Consider the following 22,578-nt stretch of genomic DNA (forward strand, 5'->3'; position numbering starts at 1 on the left):
GGTCCTGCCCGTTTCCAGGGGTGAGCTCGTGAGACTCGCCCTAACCCTTCGCTATGGTCTGGAAGCCCGTTGTGCTTTGAGCATGGGTGAGGGCTTTGTATGAAGAGGCTGGAGGGGAAGACCTGGGTCCATGAAGTGATGGGGGAAATGGTATCTGTTATTTAGGCATGATGTTTTCCAGAATGCCGCATGAATGCGGGACTAGACAACGGTTGCGGCCAGGAGTGTCCGCGCTCATCTCGAAGGGGCTCTATTGTAACCTCTGGTCATTTCTTCAGTTCCAGCTTTCATCCCGCCTCGCATCACTCGGAGAGTGATGAATACTTTCCAGGCAGGCTGCTGCATCACTCGGATCGTCGTAGTCGCGGGACAGGAGGGGTGAATACGGTCTGCCGCAGAGGTGCGGTGGGGGACGGCATTTTACCGCTGGCATGAGGGCGAGACGCATAAAATGGCCTGCAGGACGCGGACGCTCTAAGGAGGGCAGATGCCGCAGCATGTGAGGCCATCCTGGCCTCAGTTATGCGGGCGGGACGCCCGCACTCCTTGGGGGGCTGGAAGGTCTGCGGGATTTAGGGTGATGGGGGATGTCTGGGGACGGTTTTCCGCGAGACGCTGGACCGCCTGCGGGATGCGGGTGCTCCATGGGGGGGACGGATGCCGCAGCATGTGAGGCCATCCTGGCCTCAGTTATGCGGGCGGGACGCCCGCACTCCTTGAGGGGAAGGTCGGGAATGGGTGGGCTTCGAGCTTGCTTTCCGCTCAGGGACTGAGCGGGCTACGGGGCACAAAAAAACCCCGGGCTGCTGTTGGGCAGACCGGGGTTGATGGGGTTCTGGGCAGAAGTTTAAACCGGGGGGAGGCGGAGACGGCACTCGAGGGGGGCGTGCGCTGCGCCTTTCGGCTTCGCTTAGATGATCTCGACGCCTTCGACTTTGATGCCGGGGATGGCGACGGGGTAGCCGCCGTCGGCGGTGGGTTTGGCGGGGGGCTCGGTCTCGGCGGTGACGATGGCGGGCATGTGCTGGACTTTGGAGCCGATGCATTCATCCCAGGTGATTTCCTTGCCGGAATAGGTGGCCATGCGGCCCATGACGGCGGTCATCGTGGATTCGGCACCGTAGTAGGCGTTGTTGATCGGCGTATTGTCGCGAACGGCGGCCTGGAGGATGTCGTGCTCGGTCTGGTAAGGATCGGGATCGCTGGCACGGCGGGATTTCTTCGGCTTAGCTGCTTCGGCGACGGGGTCTTCACCGCCGATGGGGCGGTATTTCCAGATGACGTTGCCCTTGTGGTCAACGGCGTAGCAGTTGGGCTTATTGTCCAGATAGAGCTTGCCCTTGGTGCCGGTGAATTCTTCGCGGACGGCATTGTAAACGCCGGACTGGTGGCGGCACTGGCTGTTGATGCGGACGCCGTTTTCATAGGTGAACTCGACGTAATGATGGTCAAAGATCTGGCCGAACTTTTTGTCCACGCGCTGCTCGCGGCCGCCCATGCCCTGGGCGCTGACGGGATGCCCGCCGATGAACCAGTTGGCCACGTCGATGTTGTGGATGTGCTGTTCATTGATGTGGTCACCGCAGAGCCAGGTGAAGAAGTACCAGTTGTTGATCTGGTACATGAGCTCGGACTGGTTAGGCTGCTTGTCACGGAACCAGATGCCGCCGCCATTCCAGTACACCTGGCCGGAGACGATATCGCCAATGATGTTCTGCTCCTTCACCTGCTTGAGGGCTTCTTTGTAGCAGTTTTGGTAACGGCGCTGGAGGCCGACGACGACTTTCAGATTTTTCTCATCGGCGATCTTGGCCATCTCCAGCACTTTGCGCACGCCGGGGGCATCGACGGCGACGGGTTTTTCCATGAAGATGTGCTTGCCTGCATTCACGGCGGCTTCGAAGTGATAAGGACGGAAGCCTGGAGGTGTGGTGAGGATCACGAGGTCGCAGGTATCGATGACCTGCTTGTAGGCATCCAGGCCGGTGAAGATGCGAGAATCATCCACTTCCACTTTTTCTGCATGCTTGGTGCGCAGGTTGGAAAGGGCGCTGTCAGCCTTTTCTTTGAAGGCATCCGCCACGGCGTGGAGGATGACGCCTTCCTGCTTGGTGCTGAGCGCCTGGTTGGCGGCGCCTGAGCCACGGCCACCGGTGCCGATGAGGCCGACTTTAATGCGGTCGCTGCCGGCCACATTGGCGGACTGGGCGATGGTGAGGCCGGTGCTGGCCACGGTGGCGACCGTGGCCGTGGCGGCGGTTTTGCCGATAAAGTCGCGGCGTGTGGTGGGGATTGTCTCGGTATTCATGATATCTGGGTTGGTTTGAACAATTAACAAAAAGTGTGATTACGCATTCCAGGCTTTTTTGATCACCTCGATGCCTTCCAGGTACACCTGCTCTGGCGATGGGAAGAAATCACGCCAGACGCGGGTGGCGGCGGCGAGGTCCGGCAGGGAGCCGCCGAAGGCTTCGATGGTCATCCAGCCATCGTAGCCAAGGGACTTCAGCTTTTGGATCTGCTCGGTGATGTTGATGTGGCCACGGCCAGGGGTGCCGCGGTCGTTTTCAGAAATGTGCACATGGTTCAGCTTGCCGGAATTAAACACGGTCTCGATGGCAGTGAACGGACATTTTTCTTCGATGTTGGCGTGGAACGTGTCGTACATGGTGCCGAAATTGGCGTGGTCCACCCGCTTGGCGTAGCTGGCCGCCTGCTCCATGGTATTTAGGAGGTGGGATTCAAAGCGGTTCAGGGCCTCAATGGCGCACTTCACCCCGGCGGCTTCGGCCACGGGGGAAATCGCGCGATGTACTTCTGCGGCGTGGTTCAGCTCTTCCTCGGTAGGATACTTGCCGGTGAACTGGCCCAGCACCTGGTAATAAGGGCCGCAAAGGGTCTGCACGCCTGCATTGTGGGCGCATTCGAAGACGCGCTTCAGGTGATCGATGGCTCCCTGGCGGTTCGCCGCCACTGGGCTGATGGCATTGTGAGCTTCGTCTGGCAGCACCGTCACGGCGGTGGCTTCTAGGCCGTTATCCTTTAACACGCGGCCGATGGTGGAAAAGTGGCCGGGATTGCTGACATCGAAGATGGGGATCTCCACGCCGTCGTAGCCGGCGGCCTTGAGTTTCTCAATGACGGGGAAGTTTTCATCGGTCACGTGACCGGTCCAGAGGAGGAGATTGAAGCCAATTTTCATGTAGGGGAGGGCAGACTAGAAAAGCGCCAGGAAAACCGCAAGACTTGCTTTCCGGCGATTTTGCAGCGAGCCCATGAAAACGCAGCCAGCACGGCCAAGGTTTCATGTTGAACATGCCAAACTGAAAACCATACTCAGAACTGTCCTCTCTATAACTTCCTTTCCCCAACGATGATCTCCGCTGCCCGCCTCCTCCTCACCGCCCTGACCTGTACCCTGCTGGCTTCCTGTGAAAATGGTCAAAATCCATTTGGCCAGACGGGCGGCAGCGATCCCTATGTCTCCAATTACGGCAATGACGGCGGCTACAACCCCTACCCTGGCCAGACTGGTTATGCCCAAGGCGGAAGCAGCAGCTACTCCAGTGCGCCGACCTATACCCCGCCGCCAGCACCGGTGGAGGCGGATCCATACGCTTTCAATGCCCCTAGCAGCACGCCGAAGACCAGCTCCAGCTCGTATAGCGCTCCGAAAAAAACGGTTTCATCCTCCAAACCTAAAACGTCCAGCAAAAGCACCGCGAAGAAATCTGGCGGAAGTTATAAGGTGGTCAAAGGCGACACCCTGTATGGCATTGCCCGCAAACGCAGCACCACCGTCGCCAAGATCAAATCTGCCAATGGCCTCAGCACGGACATCATTCGCCCAGGGCAGACCCTGCGAATCCCGTAAATGGATCTGGCAAGGGCCGGTTCCATAATAAGAGCCAACGTGGAATGGCGGCAGGGGTCGAATGAATCTCTTCTATCTACCGTCCATTCAGCTCACACGATTATGGAAACACCTCCCCACATCCCCGCTAGCCCGCCTTCCCTTCCTCCTGCCCAAGCTCCTCTTCGTCAGGGGCCGTCAGGAAAGAAGATCATCCTCACCATCTTGGGCGTTTTTGTCCTCGGGTGTGGCATCGCCGCCGCCACCACTGCGTGGTGGGTGAAGCGTAACATTTACGCCAGCCCCATCCAGCCCGTCAGCCTCAGCCAGAGTGAGCATCAGGCACTGGAGGCCAAAATCCACGTGCTGGAAACCAGCGCTGCGCCTTCCGGCCTGCCGGATGTCTCCCCAGGGGAGCAAGAGCGAACCCTGGTCATCACGGCGAAGGAGATCAATGCCTATCTGGCCAGCCAGGAGCTGGGGGAAACCATCCAGGTGGACCTCGGGCATGACAGCATCTCCGCCACGGTGCTCGCTCCTGTCCCGGCAGACGCGGGTCTTCCTCTTATTTCTGGAACGACCCTCCGGCTCAGCCTTTCCCTCACCGCACGGATGGATGAAGCCAAAAAAGTCGCTTTGATTGTCCGTGATGTACGAATGGGCGGTCTTCCTATGCCTAACGCGTGGCTGGGAGACATCAAAGGCGTGAACTTGGCCGATGAAAATCTCTCCAACGACCCGGCCCTCCAGCGTTTCTTCGCAGGGATTGAGAGTCTGCAGATCACACCCGACGGGCTGCGCGTGGTCCTCGCTGAGTAGATAAATGCACGGTTTGTGCACCCGTTTGACAGAGGTTGATTTGATATTGCTCAATAATTTTCAGAAAAGATGCTTGGCAATACCCTGAGGGGTGCTTTAATACCAGTGCACGGTGGTAGGTCTCCCGGACCCACCTCCATCTCATCAACAAACCAAAATCGACCATCATGAAATTGAAGAGCATGACCTCCGTCATCACTAAGTCGGCACTCGTTCTGGCAGCTACGGCTTCCCTGAGCGCTTTCGCTGGCACCTCCGCTCCTGCAAAGGGCGTCGTTCCTCCAGTGGAACCAGAATCCGGCGCACTGTTTGACACACTCGGTGCTACCATCGAAGTGGGTTACGACACCCGCACATACTACCGTGGCCTCTGGTTCGCGGACAACGCTACCTGGACCGGCCTCAGCCTGAGCATCCCTCTGACTGAACAGCTTTCCCTTGGCCTTGGCGCTCTTTACCTGAGCACCGTTGACACCCTGGTTAACGACGAAATCGGCGAAACCGAACTCGACTATTCCGAGCTCGACCTCACCGCTTCCCTTAACTTCGACGCTGGCTTCGCCAAGTTCGGCCTTGTTTACACTCACTATGAGTTCTTCGACGGTTTCGGCGGTCGCACAGCTGCTGGTCCTTTCGGTGCCGGTGAAGGCAACGTTTCCAGCGCTGACGAAGTCGGCATCACAGTGGCTGCTGCTGCAGGTCCAGTGAACCTCTATGCAGGTTTCTACTATGACTTCCGCATCGGTGGTTCCTACGCTGAAATCGGCGCTGACCTGCCTATCGAAATCACTTCCTGGTTGAGCATCGTGCCAGCCGTGAAGACTGGCTACGGTAACGACTACTACACCAGTGGTGTGGTCGCCGGCAGCCGCAGCGGTGGTTTCACACACGTGATCCCTTCCCTGTCTGCTCCAATCAAGCTGACTTCGATCGCTACTCTGACCCCTTACATCGCTTACAACATCTCCCTCGACGCTCGTCGCGCCCTGAACACTCAGGACAACGAAATCTTCGGTGGTGTGAAGCTGAGCGTGAGCTTCTAATTCTGTCGGAGTCTTAAAGATTCCTTCATCCAACTCCCAACCAGTGCTCCTGGTTGGGAGTTTTTGTTTTATACCTGTGCTTCGTTCTTGTTTTTGATGCCCTTCCGTAAAGAAATCAGGCAGAACTAGGCTTCTGGCCTTTCAATCTTTCCTCACACCCCATGCCCGCACATCGCCTCAACTGGAATTCTTCTTCACTTACTCATGGATGGCAGCGGGGTGTTAAATCATTCTACTGGGGCCTGGGTTTCCAGGAGGCTGATTTTGAAAAGCCTCAAATCGGCATCGCCACCCCGCTTCTGGACGGCAATCTGTGCAATATGAAGGCCTATGAGGTGGCCAAACTCATCCAGGCTGGCTGTGCGGAAGCTGGACTTATTGCCTTTCCTTTTGGTGTTTCAGGCGTCAGTGACAATATCACCCAGGGTCACGAAGGGGGGGCGTCGTCACTCGTTTCCCGCAATCTCATGGCCAACGGAGCGGAAATGGTCACCAGTGCCCATTGCTATGATGGCATGATCGGTGTGCATCATTGTGATAAAAATGGCCCAGCCTTCGCCATGGCTCTCGCTCGATTGAATTATCCCGGCCTCATCGTGAATGGCGGCAGCATCCTGCCCGGTTGCCACGCCGGAAAACCTGTCACTATCCTTGATTCGTATGATTCCCAAGCTCAGGCCAACAATGGCACCATGAGCTACCAGGAATCCGAGGACATTATCCGCGCCGCCTGTCCTGGTGCGGGCGGGTGTGGCATCGCGGCCTCCTTCAATACCTGGGGCATTGCCCTGGAAGCTATGGGCCTCAGCCTTCCGGATACCTCCTCCATTCCCGCTGTTGATCCCGCCAAAAAAGACGATTGCCTCCGTGTGGGTCAGGCCATGCGTCTCCTTTTGGAGATGGACCTCCGACCTCGCACCATCATCACCAAAGCGTCCATCACGAATGCCATGACGGCCATTGCGGCCATGGGCGGCTCTACCAATGGTGTCCTTCATATCCTCGCCGTCGCCCGGGAAGCGGGCGTGGATTTTACCCTCCGGGATATCCAGGCCATCTGCCGCCGCACACCCGTGTATTGTAACTTTGCCCCTCGTGGCCGTGGCACCATGGCGGACCTCCATCGCATCGGTGGCACCGCCATGCTGCTCCGACATTTCCTCAATGCGGGCCTCCTTGACGGCAGTTGCATCACCGTCACGGGTAAAACTTTAGCCGAAAATGTCTCCCATTGTCCTGATGTACCCGTGGATCAGGACCTTATCGCGCCCCTCGGACAGCCTTTCAAAGACTATGCCGACCTCCAGGTTTGCTTTGGCAACCTCGCCCCCCACGGCATGGTTTTCAAAGTTTCCTCCCGCCAGAGTCCGCGCTTTAAGGGCCGCGCCATCTGTTTTGACAGCGTGAAAGCAGTGTCCGATGCGGCTGCGGAAAAACGTATTCGTCCAGGCCACTTCGTCGTCCTCCGAGGCGTCGGCCCTATTGCTGCGGGCATGCCGGAGTTGCTCGTTGCCAGCGCAGCGCTGGCAGTTCCTGAACTTGATGGCCAAGTTGCATTCCTTTCGGATGGTCGCGTCTCCGGTGTCTCGCATGGCGTCATGGGCATCCATTGCTCTCCTGAAGCAGTCGTGGGTGGGCCTATCGCCGCCATTGAAGATGGGGATGAAATCGAGTTCGATTTGCTTGAGGGGACCATTCATCTCCATGCCGATCTTTCCACCCGCAAGGCTGAATGGGCCAAGCCCGTGCCTGGTCGCGGATACCTGGCAGATTTCGCCGCCACTGCCCAGCAGGCCCACGAAGGCTGTGTCTCGTCCTGGGTTCTCAGGTAAATCTGCGCCAGCCTGTTATTTTCGAGCTAAAAAGAGGCCTCTAAAATGAAGGTCCGCGTACTTGCTTCGGCCCCTTTCTGCTCGTCACACCGACTTAGTGCCCTTATGGTTTAACGAATTACTTGTATGAAATCCACATGGTCCATCCGGCTCGTCCGGGCCTTGTTCTTTGCCCTGTTTGTCTTCACTGGCATCACCATTGCCCTGGGGTTTCAGCAGCCGGCCTGGATCGGAGCTACGACGGGGGCCTGCATCATGGGATTGCTCCTTGTGCTGGATCTCCTGTTTGCCCGCTTCAGCCTGCGAGACTTTTCCCACGCCACGTTTGGCCTGGCCATCGGTCTTTTCTGCGCGTGGCTCATCACCCGTATCGGTGTTTTTCAGCTTATCTACTTCCAGTCCATGTTGGATGGAGATGCTGTTCGCAACGTTGTCGAAATCCTCATTTATACCTCCCTGGCTTTCTTTGGTGTCACCTTCGCCCTGCGCAGTGACCGCGACCAGTTCGCCCTCCTCATTCCGTATGTCCGTTTCCGCCGCGATGGCCTGGAGGGGGAGCCCCTTCTGCTGGATACCAATGTCATCATTGATGGCCGCATTTCAGCCGTCATTCAGACGGGCTTTCTCACCGGTGCCCTGGTCATCCCGCGCTTTGTCTTGGATGAATTACAACGGCTCACCGAATCCGGTGATCCTCAAAAAGTGATCCGTGGCAGACGCGGGCTGGAGATCATGGAAAAAATGCGCATGGCGGATGATCTCCGCCTGACCATTCATGAGGATCCTCCTGGAAATTTCCGAGATATCCCGGTGGATACAAAACTCGTGTCCCTCGCGCGGGAGCTCAATGCCCGGCTGCTGACCAATGATGAAAACCTCGCCAAAGTGGCCCGCCTGCGCGGCATTGTGGTGCTGAGTTTTAATGATCTCGCCATTTCCCTGCAACCGCAGCTCAATCCTGGCGATGAATTGTCCCTTTCCCTGACCAAAGCCGGAAAGGATAAGCATCAAGCCATCGGCTATTTGCCGGATGGAACCATGATCGTGGTCAACAATGCTGCGGCGCACATCGGCCAGACCGTTGAAGTCGCCATTTCGGGTGCACTTCCTACTTCAGCGGGTCGTCTCATTTTTGCCGAGCTCAAAAGGTAAGATCCTTTTTTATCAGGTGGCGGCAGCGTCTAAGCCCGAATAAACCACCCACGATGAGCAGGCAAATCCCGCCTGGCTCAGGAACGCCTACGATGCTCTGAATTTCCAGAGCACTCGTCGAAATTCGCGCTGAATAAAAGCTGGCCGCAGTTCCATTTGGCAGTGGCCCTACCCATCCGGATCCGTCGCTGCCCTGATAAAAGCCACCTCGGTCAAACAAAGCCGCATCAAACTCCGTGCCATCCCCTGTGATATTGTTCGTGTCAAAAAAACCATCCACTCCAAAATTGATCCCGGCCAGTTTCCATACCCCGCCGTCATTGACGAAGACAGCGCCGCCTGAATCCCCCACCGAAAGAGTGGCTTCATTCTGCCCGGCCACCGCATCGAATGAAGCCCGCAGGTACTCGTTTCCCTCCAACGTCGTGATGCCGTCCACCACATTCTCCCCCCACCGCACCACCCCGTCAGCCCCGGTGTGATACCAGCCCTTCAGGTCGCCACCCAGTTCCACTTCCGCACCGCGTGGCCCGCCTCTGCCAAAGACGACCAGATCCATTCCTTCCTCAGCCGTTCCTGTATAGAGCGTTGCATAAGAGGAAAAGGTCTCGTTGATCTTATAAATACGCAGATCGGTACCGCCGACCGTCCAGAACCCCTGCCCTCCGTTAGCCGAAGCATCAATCGTATAAGTCACGTCTGAAAGGCTCGTAAAAGTAGGATCAGCGGATACTCCGATATGCCCTGCCGTGATGAAATACTGCGGTGCAATCATCGTGCCCAGGAAATCTCCATACTCCCCCTGGTATGCCCAGCCGCTGTCCGTATAGATTCCCGTCGGGGCTGTCGTATTCTCGCCTGAATCATACAGGATCACCGCATTCCCATCCCGGGGCAGCAGGCTCCCGAACACTCCCACAAAAAGAAGTGCCTGACGGATAAAATGCCTCCAGGGTAGCGACATAGTATAAATTAAAACGAATTTAACATAATTTCCATATCAATCTCATCAGCAATGGCTGGGGTATAAACTTTTCATATGCTGCCTGCTGCGGAATGGGATAAATCTATTACCAGGGGCTGAAAGCGTGGACACCCCTATCGACTGAAAGGCACCTTCTGCATCGCAGGGAACCATGCAGGTGGTCCTACGGCAAAAATCCGTGATTGATTTTGACGCGCGCATGCCTCACCATAATGATCAATTCAGCGGTAGCTTGAATATTAAGATTCTTTAATGATGAGAAATGTCACCACCTGCCTGCTCTGTTTTGTCGCAGCGCTTCTTTGTTCCTGCTCTTCATCCGGAAGCAAGGTGAAGTCTCAAAAGGGCACACGCATCACAGCCGTGCGCACGACTGCTTATACGCATAGTGAGTCCGACCATATTCAGTATGGTGCGCGTACGGCGGTGGGCTCCCAGTTGAAATACGGCAGTGTCCTCCGCAGCGCAGCAGCAGACTGGTCTGTGTATCCGGTCGGCACTATCTTCCAGATTGAAGGCACGCCTTACATTTACCAGGTGGATGATTATGGCTCCGCGCTGGTGGGCACCAATACCATCGATATTTATCAGCCTACGAAAGCCCACATGAATGCCTGGGGCGTGCGCAATGTAAACATCCGGGTTCTCCGCTGGGGCTCCAAGTCCAAAAGCCTAGCCATCATGAAGGACCGCACCAAATACGATCACGTACGGAAAATGGTGCAGCGGCTCCAGCGCAGTTAATGGCTCCTTCTCTGTGACCAAGACAGAACGCGCCAGCTATGTGCTCCATCGCCTGGGGCAGCTTTATCCAGATCCCCCCATCCCGCTGGATCACACCGATGCTTATACCCTGCTGGTCGCGGTCCTGCTCTCCGCCCAGTGCACAGATGTGCGGGTAAACCTCATCACCCCCAAGCTGTGGTCTCTGGCCAATACTCCAGAAGCGATGGCCAAGATCCCGGTCGAAGAGATCGAAAAAATCGTCAAGCCCTGTGGTCTGGGGCCTCAAAAGGCCAAAGCCATCCAGAAACTTTCTCAAATCCTGGTGGATCAGTATGGGGGCCAGGTACCTCAGGATATTGATGCCCTTGAGCAACTGCCTGGCGTCGGACATAAAACGGCGCAGGTAGTGATGGCTCAGTCGTTTGGCGTTCCTTCCTTTCCGGTGGATACCCACATCCACCGCCTCGCCCAGCGCTGGAAATTGACCGAGGGAAAAAATGTTCTCCAGACCGAGAGGGATCTCAAGCGCCTCTTTCCCATTTCATCCTGGAACAAACTGCACCTGCAGATCATCTTTTACGGGCGCGAACATTGCAGCGCCCGGGGCTGTGACGGCACTGTCTGCGAAATCTGCACGACGCTTTTTCCTGAGCGAAAAAAGGCACTCAAAACGAAGAAGGCCTGATCCGTGAAGGGGCTTCACGCTACTTTACCTCAGCATCCCCAACTCTTTCCCTCTGTTCACTCAGCAGTGATTTAAGCTTGGTCACATCCACCGGTTTGACGAGATGATGATCAAACCCTGCCTCCATCGCGCGCTGTCTATCCTCTTCTTGGCCATAGCCGGTGACGGCGATGAGCAAAGGCTGGCTTTCCGCAAACTCCTGTCGCAACAGCCGCGCCACCTCATAACCATCCATGCTGGGCAGCCCGATATCCAGCACGACAGCCTGGGGGACCTGTCCACGGGCCTTTTCCAATGCCTCAGGGCCGTCATAAGCCACACTGACTTCATGGCCCACCCTCTTCAGGAGTTTAGACAGACCCACTGCGGAGTCCACGTTATCATCCACCACCAGCACCCGGAGAGATTTCCCCTTATCGGCGGGACCAGCCCCTATGTTCTGATCGCTGGATACCTGCGCCACTGCTGCGGGAAGATAAACCGTGAAGCTGCTGCCCAGCCCTGGCCCCTCGCTGTGAGCTTCCACTTTACCCCCATGCATTTCTGTGAGCTTTTGTACAATCGTCAGGCCGATGCCAAGTCCGCCTTCACTCCTGGCGATGGAGCGCTCCCCCTGGGTGAAGAGCTGGAACATTTCCGGCAACCGCTTCGGCTCGATGCCCATCCCATTGTCTTTGATGGTCACCACAATATCTTGTCCCTGACGGCTAGCCAGCAACTGGATCCTTCCGCCTTTAGGCGTGTATTTCGCCGCATTGGTGAGCAAATTCAAAACCACCTGTTCGATTCGTGTCGGGTCGGCTTTGAGATAAAGTTTCCCTCGTTCAAAGTCGCAGGTGAAATGGTGACCGCGCTCTGTCATCAATGGCCGCGCGGAATCACAAGCCCGGTCCAGGATCATGGCCATGTCTGTAATCGCATGACGAAGACGGATCTTGCCGGTCGTGATCCTGGATACATCAAGCAAGTCGTCAATCAGGTGAGCTAACTGGTTGGTCTGACGCTCAATCACCCCTGCTGCCCAGGCCTGAGTTTCGAGATCGCTCGTCGTCTTCAGCAGCGTGGCCGCGTTTGAGACCGAGGCCAGGGGATTTCGCAGTTCATGGGCGAGCATGGCCAGGAACTCATCCTTCCTGCGATCCGCCTGCAAAGCATCAGCGGTCATTTTTTCCCTCTCCTCCAGCAGGGAGCGTACCTGGTACTGCCGCCGACGCGATCTCATGGCAGATTCCAAAGTACTGACCAAGGTGCCTGGGCGTACAGGGCGCTCAATGATGGAAGCATTTCCAGTAGGCTCCAGAGCAGCAAGCTGCCTCCTGCGGATGGCGGATTCTCCGGTGCCAGTAATGATCACAATGGGCAGGTCTGACCAGGAGGGCTGCTTTTGCAGTAAAAGAATGAGGTGACGGATGGTATGGTCAGTCAGCACCTCTTCAGCAAGGAGCAGAGCTCCGCAGCCAGCCTCCACCCTCTGGCATAGATCGCCAAAACCTTCACAGATGGCAGCATCCAAGCCGGCCTTTTTTAGAAATTCGAAGGTCAACCGTGCATCATTTCGGGTGGGGGCCAGGATGAGGATATCCGACTCGCTTCTGCCTGCCGCTTCTCCTTCTGAGACTTGGCTCTCGAAGCGGGCAGATGCTGCGGATGATTCTTCCATGAATAAGCGCGGTTTTCGGTGTCACTTTTCGATCACAAAATTTGGCACCCCTGTGAGCACTCCCTGGAGTTCACGTAAAGGTTCCCCCACCTTGATCCCGGCGGCTGTCACCGTCATTCCACGGATCGTTCGTTCATGATCGCCACTGCGTTTCTTGATGACAGAAACTGCCTGTTTCACCTCCCCCCGAGACTCATAAAAGCGAAGCAAGACCACGGTGTCCGCCAGATAAGTCAGATCCACTGACGACTGCATCTGGCCGATCAGGCCCTGCTGCGCCAGCACCATGATCGTGATGACCCCTTGCTGATTCAAATAAGCCAGGAGCTCGTGTAGTTGCAGGATGAGATAGCGCTCAGCAGGCATGGCATTCAGGTAACCATTGATGCTGTCAATGATGATCATATTGAATCCATCCTTGCTCACAGCCACGCGGGCACGATGAGCCAGCTCTCCTGGGGAAATTTCTGCCGGATCCACGCATTGGATATCAATCAGCCCATTCTCCACCATTGGCCTTAAATCCATTCCTAACTTGGCGGAGCGATCCATCAAGGTGCCCACCGTCTCATCAAAGACAAACACCAACACTTTTTTCCCTTGCTCGGCAGCCGTTAGAGCAAATTGAAGAGTCAGGGTCGATTTGCCAGTCCCGGGCGGACCCATTAAAATCGTACTCGTGCCTCTGCCTAGACCGCCCCCCAAGAGCGAATCGAGCTCAGGGATGTTACTGGAAAAGTTTTCACGGGGAAATTCATAATTTAGTCTCTCTGTTACAAGGCGCGGGTAGATCACCATGCCGCCTTTCTTCAGGTTCAAGTCATGGGTCCCTTCCAGAAAGTCCGATCCCCGGATCTTCACCACGCGCAACTGCCGCTGTGAGACCCCATAACCTGAGCTTAAGCTCGACAGGTTTAGCACCCCATGAGCAATGCTTTCCACCTGCAAGTCATTGCTGTTAGAGGACCGGTCATCCAGGAGCAGAACAGTGCATTCCCTACCGGCGAAAAATTGCTTTAGCTGTAAAATCTGGCGTCTATAGCGCAGGGGTGTATCCGCCAACATTCTCAGTTCAGAAAGCGAATCGAACACGACACGCGCTGGACCAATGCGGATCACCTCATCGATCAACGCGCTGATGGTGCGGTTCAGCTCAATCTCGGATGGGTGAAAAAACGTATTTTCGCTGTCATTGCGGATCTTCTCTTCAATGGAAGAAAGTTCATAAAGCTGGATGCCAGAGAGATCCCACCCGTGAGAATCGGCAACGACCAGGATCTCATCCCGTGTCTCAGAAAGGGTGATGTACAAGCCTTTTTCGCCGACTTTTTTTCCTTCCAGCAGAAACTGCATGGCCAAGGTTGTTTTGCCTACTCCGGGGTCTCCTTTTAGCAAATAAAGCCGATTCCTCGGCAATCCCCCCTTAAGAATGACGTCGAGCCCTTCGACGCCCGTTGCACAGCGGTCGCTGTGTAATACAGTGGGCTGGGTATCCATAACTCAATTGTTCAGGTTTTTTCGGATAGGGCTTGGTGAACCGTATCCTTTTACATGTATAATTCGTTTCGACGGCTCGGGATGGACTTCAAAAAAAACGCCCTGAAAAAATCAGGGCGCTTAAGATTTGAAGGAAGATGGCTGGAGTATTACCAGCGCATACGGGCCCCTGCCCGCACGGTCCGGCTCTCGTCACCCATATCCAGTCCCAGGTTCAGATCCACCTGGTGAAAGACACGGAAATAAGCTCCGAAATCGACGATCTTGCTATCATAATCGTTAGCACTGCTGACCGTCACCCCAGCCTGGAGTTCCAGCCTTTGGCCCAATTGATAGCGCAGGCTCGGCCGTATATAAATGCCTCCATCCGTATAGCTGATGCTGGTTCCTGAAGAGCTGAGGTTTGCATACACCAGACCGATTTCCCCGACAAAGTGCAGGTTGTTCGTGATGGCCAAATACGCACCCCCACCGATGGTGATGACAGAGAGATCATAGTCGGCTTCGGAAGCGCCACGCACACTTTTCTTGCCCGTACCGCTGCTCCAGTTAAAGCCGCCTTTGATGAAAAAGATGGTCGGAAGATCCATCGAAAGAGTCACGCCCAGTCCATGACTGCCGTTCAGTTCGCCGCCTTTGGGATCCACATACCGATAGCCTGCTTCCAGGTACCGATAGTTCAGCATGTTACTCCCGTTCATGCTTTGCTGTACCCCGCCCCAGCTATTGGTCGTCGCCGGCTGCTGATATCCATATCCCGGTGCCGCAGGCTCCATCATGGTCGGCCCGGAATAGGGAGAACTCATGGTCGGCGGCGGCAAGGTCGGCGACATGGCCGTGTAACCCGTATTTCCATAAAGACCTGAACCTGCGGAGGGGTATCCAGGATAAGCAGGAGCGCCAGGCGTCTGCGCGTCAGCCACAGCAGGAATGAATGCAGCGACCAGCAGGGAGATGAGAGCAGATTTCATGGGTTTGCGGGGTAAACCTTGATTATTCGTATATCTTAAATAATTCAAAATAAACCCAACTGCACTCATTTTTTTCAATATTCTCACTTTTTGAGTCAGTGCGGCTGTTGTTTTGGCTACTGCCGCCTTATCCTCAGGATGAGGCAGGAAGAGATTCTAGCGCCCGCAGGCGCTCTACCAGAGGCGGGTGGCTGTAGTGCATCCACACCGTCAGCGGGTGGGGCTGCGGATGCGCCAAGTGATCCCGCGAGAGCCTTTTTAATCCTTCTGTGAGTGGCCGGTGACTTCCCACTGCCCTGGCGGCAAAGGCATCCGCCTCAAATTCATGCTTGCGGCTCATGGCCAGGCCGAGCAGGCCCGTAAGGACACCCAGCGGTTTATAGATCATCCCAAACAGGACCAATCCCATGCCTACCGGCGTGCCATGCACCCCGAACGCGGCAAAGAACTGTGGCGATTTCAGCGCCCAGCCCATGAGTCCCAGCATCAGGCCCATTTCAGCCAGGCTCAGGGCCAGCATCACGGGTACATGGCGGCATTTATTGTGGCCGATCTCATGCGCCAGAATGGCCACGATCTCATCCGTGGTATGGCTTTTCAAAAGGGTATCATAGAGAGCGATGCGGCGCGTTTTGCCAAAACCAGCGAAGAAGGCATTGCCCTTCGTGGACCGGCGTGACCCGTCCACCACGCTGACTTCATTCACTGGAAAGTCGAGTTTCCTGGCCAGCCCAAAGATGGCTTCCCGCAGTTCCCCCGCTTCCATTGGCTGAAATTTGAGGAAAAGCGGCATGATCACACGCGGTGCCAACCAAGTCATCAAGAGAGTAAAGATGGCGATGAAAAGCCAGGCATACAGGGCCGGCCAAGCCTGAGTCTGGAAGAACCACACGATTACCCCCGCCACAGGCAGACCGATGACGGCCATCAGCGCTAGACTTTTGAAATGATCGCTGATGAAGGTGGCGGGCGTGGTCTTGTTAAAACCGTAGCGGGCCTCCACCCCAAAGGTGTCCCATGCATCAAACGGCAGGCTGATCCACGTCTGCGCCAGGACCACCAGGGCTATAACAAATACGCCAGTGACCACGGGGCCCCGTCCCTGGCCTTCAGCCCACGCTTGCAGCCAGCCAAAGCCGCCGCTCCACCAAAACACGACGAGCACTCCCAGCAGAGTCACATCCCGAGTGAAGCTGACCCGTTTGGAATCGCGAATGTAATCCACCAGTTTCTCACGTGTTTCTTCAGAGAAGACACCCACTAAAGAATCCGGAATCGCCCGCCCGAGGCGAGACAGGTTTAAAAGGGTGGCGAAAAATTCGAGGTGGAAAACGCCGATCACACCCACAAGGGCGGCGATGAACCATGGGTTGGACAAAGACATGCAGAAACTCCTTCACGCTCTTTTGGCTGATTTCCAACCACAAAAAAAAGCAGACGGTTTCCCGTCTGCTTTTTGAAATGGATGGATACCGGGGATTACTCGGCGTTTTCTTCGACGTAACGAACGACATCACCCACGGACTGAAGCTTCTCAGCTTCTTCATCAGGAACGTCGATGCCGAACTCTTCTTCGAAGGCCATCACCAGTTCAACGGTGTCCAGGGAATCTGCACCCAGATCTTCGATGAACTTGGCTTCTTGGGTCACCTGCTCAGGGTTCACGCCGAGCTGTTCGACGATGATGTCACGGACTTTTTCTTGGATGTTGTCTGCCATAAATTAAGGGGGATGGTGCGGCGGAGAGGTAGCGGCTGGTTATTATTTGGCAAGAACGAATTCGCTCTTTTTTTAAACTAACGGATTCCTTTCAATTGGAAGTGCTTACTCAGTCTCCTTTTTATCGTCCTCATTAACTGCCGCTGGTTCAGGTATCTTCTCGATCAGTTCTCCTTGGAAGTTGGCGGTTAAGCGTTCCAACACACGCACAGCGCCATCAAATTTCAGGTCGTCAATGATGGCCTTTTTTTCGCGTGTACCGTCTTTTTCGCGATGCCAGGCATAAGCCAGACCTTTATTGTCCCATTTACGCTTATCCACTTTAAAGACCTGGGTAAAGAGCACCGTTTCTCCCTCAGGTGTGGTCCAGCGGTCCGCCTCTGCGCACAGGACTTTCTTACAATTCAGAAACATATTCAATGCCACCCCTGCCGCCACCAGCAGGGTGCAGGTACCCCACCAAAACTGGTCCCGAATCTGCCTATCAGTCCACCGGTGCGGTTTTTCCGGCCAGTTATGTTCAGCCGCATAGGATACCCAGCGAGGGGGCTCGCCATTTTTGCCTGCGGGCAGTCCCTGGGCCTCGGTCTCCTTCACCCACTGCTCCAGCCTCCCGCCAGACTTAGCTTCGTCATACCCCTTCAGCACCACCTTTTCGAACCAGTCCTTTTGATCCGCGATTTTGTTCGCCGCATGGTATCCGTATTTCCAGTCGTAAAGGAACCAAAGCCCCATCAGCGCCAGCATGCCGGACATCAGGCCCAGACGGCGAAAATACCACGGTGTGACGCGGCACACGATGGTCTCGGTGGATGAGGGTGGCGGTGACGGATCCATGGTTTCACTCAGAGCCCCGCCGCACCGTGCTTGCAACCTGCGTTTTTTCTCACCCATCCATCACTTCCAAATTTGGCCTTACTTTGCAACGGCATGAAATTCAGGGCCGGTTATGCATAATGCGTCGTAATTTAAGCAACCCCCCAATCAATCAAGTATGACAATGATACTACTGTTCCTCGGAACCATGGCTCTCTCGCTCTTCGCCTCATGGAAGGTGCGCAGTGCCTATAACCGTTATTCCCAGGTGCGTGCTTCCAGCGGCTATACAGGCGCGGAGATCGCCCAACGTATCCTGGACCTCAACAACATCCGGGATGTCACCATCCACTCCACGCCGGGCCACTTGACGGACCATTATGATCCCTCCAACCGCCGCCTTGTGCTGTCGGAGGAAAACTACCATGGCACTTCTGTGGCAGCCCTGGGCGTGTCCGCCCATGAGTGTGGCCATGCCATCCAGCATAAGCAGCTCTATGGCCCCCTCCAGTGGCGCATGGCGGCGGTCGGCATCACCAGCATCGCCAGCCAGATCGTCATGTGGGTACCCATCATCGGGATGGTGTTTGGTTTCTTCCCTTATAACTTGGTCATCACCGTCATGGCGATCGGCTTCGGTATCCTCATGCTGTTCCAGTTGGTGACTTTGCCGGTGGAGTTCGATGCCACGGCGCGCGCTAAAAAAGTGTTGGCTGGCACGGGAGCCGTCGCTCAGGGAGAAGAGTTCAGAGCCATGAGCAAGGTCCTGGATGCGGCGGCGCTGACTTACGTTGCCGCCTTCGTCAGCACTCTCGGCTACTTCCTTTATTACCTGCTCCAGATGACCGGTGCCCGCAGCAGTGATGAATAATGGCGATTTTTGCCAAGCATGTGCAAATCACGACCGGATGGGCGAATTTCGTCCATCCGGTTTTGTTATTGGATAAAGCGCGTTCGGATGACGATTGCTTCATCCACAACCTGTGGCCAAGTCTGTTCATGGACTGCCAGCCACGTATTCTCCCCATGATGCCGCGTTTTCTCACTACCCTCATGCTTTTATCCAGCCTGGCGGTACTCCCTGCCCAGGAGGAAAAAGTGGATGGTGCCAAGCAGCTAGCCGAGGCACAGCAACGCCTCAAAAAGATGTCAGAAACGGATTATGAACTGGACGGCATCCACATCAATGCCGCCACGAAGGAGATCCGCATCCCGACTCGAGTGGAGCTAAAGCAGGCCCCCATTGAATACATGCTGGTCCATGAGACGGGGAAGACGCATGAAAGCGTACTCACCACCTCCGTCAGCCCCACGGCCATCCAGGTGGCGCTGCTTTTGGCCAATTATCAGGCTGCTACGGAGGGCATGCTGACCAAGGTGCCGGAAGCCGAGCGGCCCAAAATATGGAAAGAGGAACCACCCGCTAAGCCCCAGGGCAACCGGGTGAAAATCACCGTGGAATGGAAAGTCGGGGATGAAACCAAATCCTCCCCCCTCTCACAGTGGGTGCAAAATACTGATACCCGCCAGCCGCCACCAGATCTCGAGACTTGGGTCTTCAACGGCTCCTATGTGGATGAGCGTGGCTTCATCGGCCAGCATGAAGGCTCGATCATCGCCGTGTGGCTGGACCGAGGTGCTCTCATTAATTCCCCCGCCGAAGGTGCCTGGCGGGATGATCTGTGGATTTCCCTGCCTGCCAACATCCCCGATGAAGGCACCCCGGTCACGCTCGTCATCAACCCCGTCCAACCATGAAACTCGCTGTCGCCCTCTCCCTAGCCCTGCCCTCCATGCTCCTCGCGCAGAGTGGCACCCAACCGGCTCGTCATGAATCCTTAAAGCAGGAAATCCGCCTCGCTTATGATCGCGGACTGGCCTTTCTGAAAGGGAAGCAAAATACCGAAACCGGCCAATGGGGAGATGCTGAACCTGTCGCCTTCACCGCACTGGCCATTATCAGCCAGCTCCTCACTCCGGGCCGCCAGCCTACAGATGCCCCTTCACCTGAAGTCGAAAAAGGCTATGCCTTCCTGCTGAAAAACGTCCAGCCGGATGGCGGCATCTACGTCAAAGCGCGCGCCAATTACAATACCTCACTGGCGCTCACTGCCCTCATGCTGAGTCCCAAGCCCCAGGATGAAAAGATCCTCCTGGCCGCGCGTCGTTTCATCATCGGTCAGCAAAATGATTTCGATGAAAAGGGCAAGGCCGACAACGCCTTCGACGGCGGCATCGGCTACGGCACGCCCAAGCCCGACAAACCTGCTCACGCCGACCTTTCGAACACCCATTTTGCCCTGGAGGCGCTCTATTATTCCCAGGCCCTGCTGGCAGATAAAGGGGATGCTGGCAAAGACGAGCCCCAGCTTAATTTTGCTGCCGCTATCCAGTTCATCCAGAACTGCCAAAACCGTCCTGAAACGAACAAGGCCTCCTGGGTCAGCACCGACAAGGCAGATGCGGGTGGATTCGTTTACAGCCCCGGTGAAACCCGTGGCAAAGAAGAAAAGACCCCAGACGGCCGCACCGCACTTCGCAGCTACGGCAGCATCAGTTATGCGGGCATGCTTAGTTTCATCTATGCTGGCCTAGACAAGGACGATCCTCGAGTCAAAGCCGTGATGCAGTGGCTGAGCGAAAACTACACGCTGGAGGAAAATCCCGGAGTCGGTCCTGAAGGCCTCTATTATTATTATCACACCATGGCCAAGGCCCTCGCCATCGCCGATGTGGATTTCCTGAAAACCAAAGATGGCCAGACTGTGGATTGGCGTGCCGACTTGGCCAAAAAGCTCCTCAACCTCCAGCAGGGAGACGGCTCCTGGGCGAATAGTGCCGGCCGCTGGATGGAAAGTGACACCACGCTTGCCACCAGTTACATGCTCATGGCCCTGGCCAGGGTGCATGAAAGCATGTGAGCGGCCCATGCCTCAGGCCATGTTTCAAACTGGCCTTTCTCGGATGCATTTTAAGATTGTAGGGTTGACCATATCAGGTTTTTCCTACTAAAAGCGAGAATGCGCATCTGCGGAAAAATCATTCTATTGCCCCTCCTGTGTCTGGCGCTGCTCCGCTCCGCAGCAGCCCAGGCACCAGCGCAGATTAACCTGGATGCCATTCTCGATTTGGCAGACCCTTTTGCCACATCCCTGGATCAGTTTAAGGCACTGCTCGATCCGGTAAAGCCCCATCATGTTGCCCCTGGCGGTGCCATGAATGAGCCTGACCTGGAGCTTTATGGGTGGAACTTGGGCGCTTCTAGCACGGTATCAGTTTTTGATAGGCAGTTCACTCTGCATGAACTGAATGTTTACACCTCAAATGTCGTCCCCGGTCGCTACTCGTTCACGCTGAATCTGCCATCTGGTCCCAACGCTCATTTCCAAATGTTAGCGGACTATCTAACTTTGAAATTAACGGTCGAGGCGAAGGACTCGGAGATCACTATTCGTGGAACGCCGGAAAGGAAAGAACCCATGAAAAGGTGGGACTGCGGGACGCACAGTATCGCCATCTTCAAATCCGCCCCGGATCTGTTGATGGTCACCGTGTCTGCGGGCGGCTCCACTCCGGCCAGCAGCCCTACGTCCCCCTTCTCAGCCCAGATAAACCATGTGGACGTGGATCTCGACTTACTCCTGAACCTGCCTGGATTCTGGAGCACTACCCCAGAAAAATTTGATCAAATCTACCGCGCCAAAACGGAAAAACCCCAAGAACAACTTCCCCAGTTTGAATGGCTCAACGCGGGCAAAACGCGCGCACGCTTTTCGCGCAAAATGTATACCAACCTGGAAGCCAACATCTCCATGTTTGGCAGATTCCTCAAGGTGGAGGAAGCCATTGTCGAATTCGTCAACAACCGCGCAGCCCGGGTCACGATCTCCCTCTACAACCGAGGAGATACGGGTGACATTGATCCCACCCAGTTCAGCCAGCTCTTCAAAAAGACCGGCCAGCACCTGGGTCAAATTCTCAAAGTAGCTCCGCGCAACCAATCCGCCTCCATTTCTTCCGCCGTTAAAACGGTCAGTTGGCAGTGGCAAACGGCGGCGGGCATCGCGCTGCTGGAACACAACGACTACAGCAATAGCGGCGGGCGTCCTGAATTTCTGCGCGTGAAACTGGCCTCACCCGACCAAGCGGACTGGAGCATGGGCAAGCTCACTGTGGGTGTCCAAAGAATGGCCTTGCTCAACAACATCACCAAAACGGCCGAGGGGGATGTCTATATCGCGGGTGTCCCTATGGTGGACCAGGGAGCCAAGGGCTATTGCGTGGCCGCGAGCTGCCAACGCCTCTTTGAATACATGCAGATCCCCTGCGACCAGCACGAGATCGCCCAGCTTGTCAGCGTGGATGCGGAAAACGGGGCCAATATTCTAACCATGCAGAAGAGCCTGGCGAAGATCGATGGCCAATACAAAGTTGCCTTCAAGCCCTTCATCAATCCCGAGATCTATTACTCCGGTGGCAAACGCCGGGTATCCCTCCGCCAGTTTTCCATCATTGTTAAAGAGCATGTGGACAAAGGTATCCCCCTGCTTTGGGCATTGGAACTGGGGCATTTCCCTGAGGATCCGCCGTTGCCCAATGGTGGCCAGGTGAGCGGAGGCCACATGCGCATGATCATTGGATACAACAGTGCAAAGAATCAGGTCCTTTTCACCGATTCCTGGGGCGCGGGCCATGAGCTGAAGCGTATGTCTGAAAACGCCGGTTATGAGGTCACTATGGGCCTCTATTCGATGTCGCCGCGCGGCTTATAGTCAGCAGGCCGACTTCGGATGCACAAAAAGGCGGCTTTGCAGAAATAA

The 22,578-nt window shown here is 55.7% G+C and carries 21 protein-coding genes; 11 read left to right on the forward strand and 10 right to left on the reverse strand.

Features of this window, described 5'->3' with window-relative positions:
- Nucleotides 1-274: 274 nt before the first annotated feature.
- The 3 genes from EI77_RS23240 to EI77_RS03070 all read right to left on the reverse strand — a co-directional run bounded on the left by EI77_RS23240 (nt 275) and on the right by EI77_RS03070 (nt 3,202).
- Entirely contained in the window at nt 275-448 is a 174-nt protein-coding gene (locus EI77_RS23240) for a hypothetical protein (protein WP_166647000.1), read from the reverse strand.
- Between the two features lie 462 nt (nt 449-910).
- A complete protein-coding gene (locus EI77_RS03065; RefSeq protein WP_133793277.1) occupies nt 911-2,308 on the reverse strand; it encodes a Gfo/Idh/MocA family protein in 1,398 nt (465 codons plus the stop codon).
- A gap of 39 nt (nt 2,309-2,347) precedes the next feature.
- Nucleotides 2,348-3,202 (reverse strand): sugar phosphate isomerase/epimerase family protein, encoded by an 855-nt coding sequence (locus tag EI77_RS03070; RefSeq protein ID WP_133793278.1) that lies wholly within the window; start codon nt 3,200-3,202, stop codon nt 2,348-2,350.
- 171 nt (nt 3,203-3,373) lie between these two features.
- Here EI77_RS03070 and EI77_RS23955 point away from each other — a divergent pair, with 171 nt between their 5' ends.
- From EI77_RS23955 to EI77_RS03095, 5 genes are all read left to right on the forward strand, one after another.
- Nucleotides 3,374-3,874 (forward strand): LysM peptidoglycan-binding domain-containing protein, encoded by a 501-nt coding sequence (locus tag EI77_RS23955; RefSeq protein ID WP_133793279.1) that lies wholly within the window; start codon nt 3,374-3,376, stop codon nt 3,872-3,874.
- Nucleotides 3,875-3,976: 102 nt separating this feature from the next.
- A complete protein-coding gene (locus EI77_RS03080; RefSeq protein WP_133793280.1) occupies nt 3,977-4,672 on the forward strand; it encodes a hypothetical protein in 696 nt (231 codons plus the stop codon).
- 182 nt (nt 4,673-4,854) lie between these two features.
- Nucleotides 4,855-5,715: a hypothetical protein gene (locus EI77_RS03085; protein ID WP_133793281.1), complete on the forward strand. Its 861-nt coding sequence runs from the start codon at nt 4,855-4,857 to the stop codon at nt 5,713-5,715.
- Between the two features lie 161 nt (nt 5,716-5,876).
- Nucleotides 5,877-7,547, forward strand: a complete 1,671-nt coding sequence (gene ilvD / locus EI77_RS03090) for a dihydroxy-acid dehydratase (RefSeq protein ID WP_133793282.1) — start codon at nt 5,877-5,879, stop codon at nt 7,545-7,547.
- Between the two features lie 126 nt (nt 7,548-7,673).
- Complete coding sequence (locus EI77_RS03095) at nt 7,674-8,699, forward strand: PIN/TRAM domain-containing protein (protein ID WP_133793283.1); 1,026 nt, start codon at nt 7,674-7,676, stop codon at nt 8,697-8,699.
- Here EI77_RS03095 and EI77_RS03100 read toward each other — a convergent pair.
- Nucleotides 8,689-9,663, reverse strand: coding sequence for a hypothetical protein (locus EI77_RS03100; RefSeq protein ID WP_133793284.1), 975 nt, complete (start codon nt 9,661-9,663; stop codon nt 8,689-8,691). The two genes, EI77_RS03095 and EI77_RS03100, sit on opposite strands and share 11 nt — an antisense overlap.
- Before the next feature lie 351 nt (nt 9,664-10,014).
- On the opposite strand from EI77_RS03100, the gene EI77_RS03105 reads away from it, so the two are divergent.
- Nucleotides 10,015-10,428: a 3D domain-containing protein gene (locus EI77_RS03105; protein WP_243838647.1), complete on the forward strand. Its 414-nt coding sequence runs from the start codon at nt 10,015-10,017 to the stop codon at nt 10,426-10,428.
- A gap of 13 nt (nt 10,429-10,441) precedes the next feature.
- The gene (nth, locus tag EI77_RS03110) at nt 10,442-11,095 is read left to right on the forward strand and encodes an endonuclease III (RefSeq protein WP_133793286.1); all 654 of its coding nucleotides are present in this window, start codon (nt 10,442-10,444) and stop codon (nt 11,093-11,095) included.
- A gap of 19 nt (nt 11,096-11,114) precedes the next feature.
- Here the strand turns inward: nth and EI77_RS03115 are convergent, their stop codons facing one another.
- The 6 genes from EI77_RS03115 to EI77_RS03140 all read right to left on the reverse strand — a co-directional run bounded on the left by EI77_RS03115 (nt 11,115) and on the right by EI77_RS03140 (nt 17,779).
- Nucleotides 11,115-12,755: an ATP-binding protein gene (locus EI77_RS03115; protein WP_133793287.1), complete on the reverse strand. Its 1,641-nt coding sequence runs from the start codon at nt 12,753-12,755 to the stop codon at nt 11,115-11,117.
- Between the two features lie 21 nt (nt 12,756-12,776).
- Nucleotides 12,777-14,252, reverse strand: coding sequence for an ATPase domain-containing protein (locus EI77_RS03120; protein WP_133793288.1), 1,476 nt, complete (start codon nt 14,250-14,252; stop codon nt 12,777-12,779).
- 149 nt (nt 14,253-14,401) lie between these two features.
- Nucleotides 14,402-15,223 (reverse strand): outer membrane beta-barrel protein, encoded by an 822-nt coding sequence (locus EI77_RS03125; RefSeq protein ID WP_133793289.1) that lies wholly within the window; start codon nt 15,221-15,223, stop codon nt 14,402-14,404.
- A gap of 133 nt (nt 15,224-15,356) precedes the next feature.
- Nucleotides 15,357-16,607, reverse strand: coding sequence for a M48 family metallopeptidase (locus EI77_RS03130; protein ID WP_133793290.1), 1,251 nt, complete (start codon nt 16,605-16,607; stop codon nt 15,357-15,359).
- 95 nt (nt 16,608-16,702) lie between these two features.
- On the reverse strand, nt 16,703-16,942 hold the full coding sequence (locus EI77_RS03135) for an acyl carrier protein (RefSeq protein ID WP_133793291.1): 240 nt from the start codon (nt 16,940-16,942) through the stop codon (nt 16,703-16,705).
- 105 nt (nt 16,943-17,047) lie between these two features.
- The gene (locus EI77_RS03140) at nt 17,048-17,779 is read right to left on the reverse strand and encodes a hypothetical protein (protein WP_133793292.1); all 732 of its coding nucleotides are present in this window, start codon (nt 17,777-17,779) and stop codon (nt 17,048-17,050) included.
- Nucleotides 17,780-17,942: 163 nt separating this feature from the next.
- Here EI77_RS03140 and EI77_RS03145 point away from each other — a divergent pair, with 163 nt between their 5' ends.
- From EI77_RS03145 to EI77_RS03160, 4 genes are all read left to right on the forward strand, one after another.
- Nucleotides 17,943-18,629, forward strand: a complete 687-nt coding sequence (locus EI77_RS03145; protein ID WP_279586898.1) for a zinc metallopeptidase — start codon at nt 17,943-17,945, stop codon at nt 18,627-18,629.
- Nucleotides 18,629-19,516: a YdjY domain-containing protein gene (locus EI77_RS03150; RefSeq protein ID WP_133793294.1), complete on the forward strand. Its 888-nt coding sequence runs from the start codon at nt 18,629-18,631 to the stop codon at nt 19,514-19,516. The genes EI77_RS03145 and EI77_RS03150 overlap by 1 nt, the downstream gene beginning before the upstream one ends.
- Complete coding sequence (locus EI77_RS03155) at nt 19,513-20,679, forward strand: prenyltransferase/squalene oxidase repeat-containing protein (protein ID WP_133793295.1); 1,167 nt, start codon at nt 19,513-19,515, stop codon at nt 20,677-20,679. Before EI77_RS03150 ends, EI77_RS03155 begins: the two co-directional genes overlap by 4 nt.
- Before the next feature lie 99 nt (nt 20,680-20,778).
- On the forward strand, nt 20,779-22,530 hold the full coding sequence (locus EI77_RS03160; protein ID WP_133793296.1) for a C39 family peptidase: 1,752 nt from the start codon (nt 20,779-20,781) through the stop codon (nt 22,528-22,530).
- The last annotated feature ends 48 nt before the right edge of the window (nt 22,531-22,578 follow it).

Source organism: Prosthecobacter fusiformis, assembly GCF_004364345.1.
GTDB lineage: Bacteria > Verrucomicrobiota > Verrucomicrobiia > Verrucomicrobiales > Verrucomicrobiaceae > Prosthecobacter > Prosthecobacter fusiformis.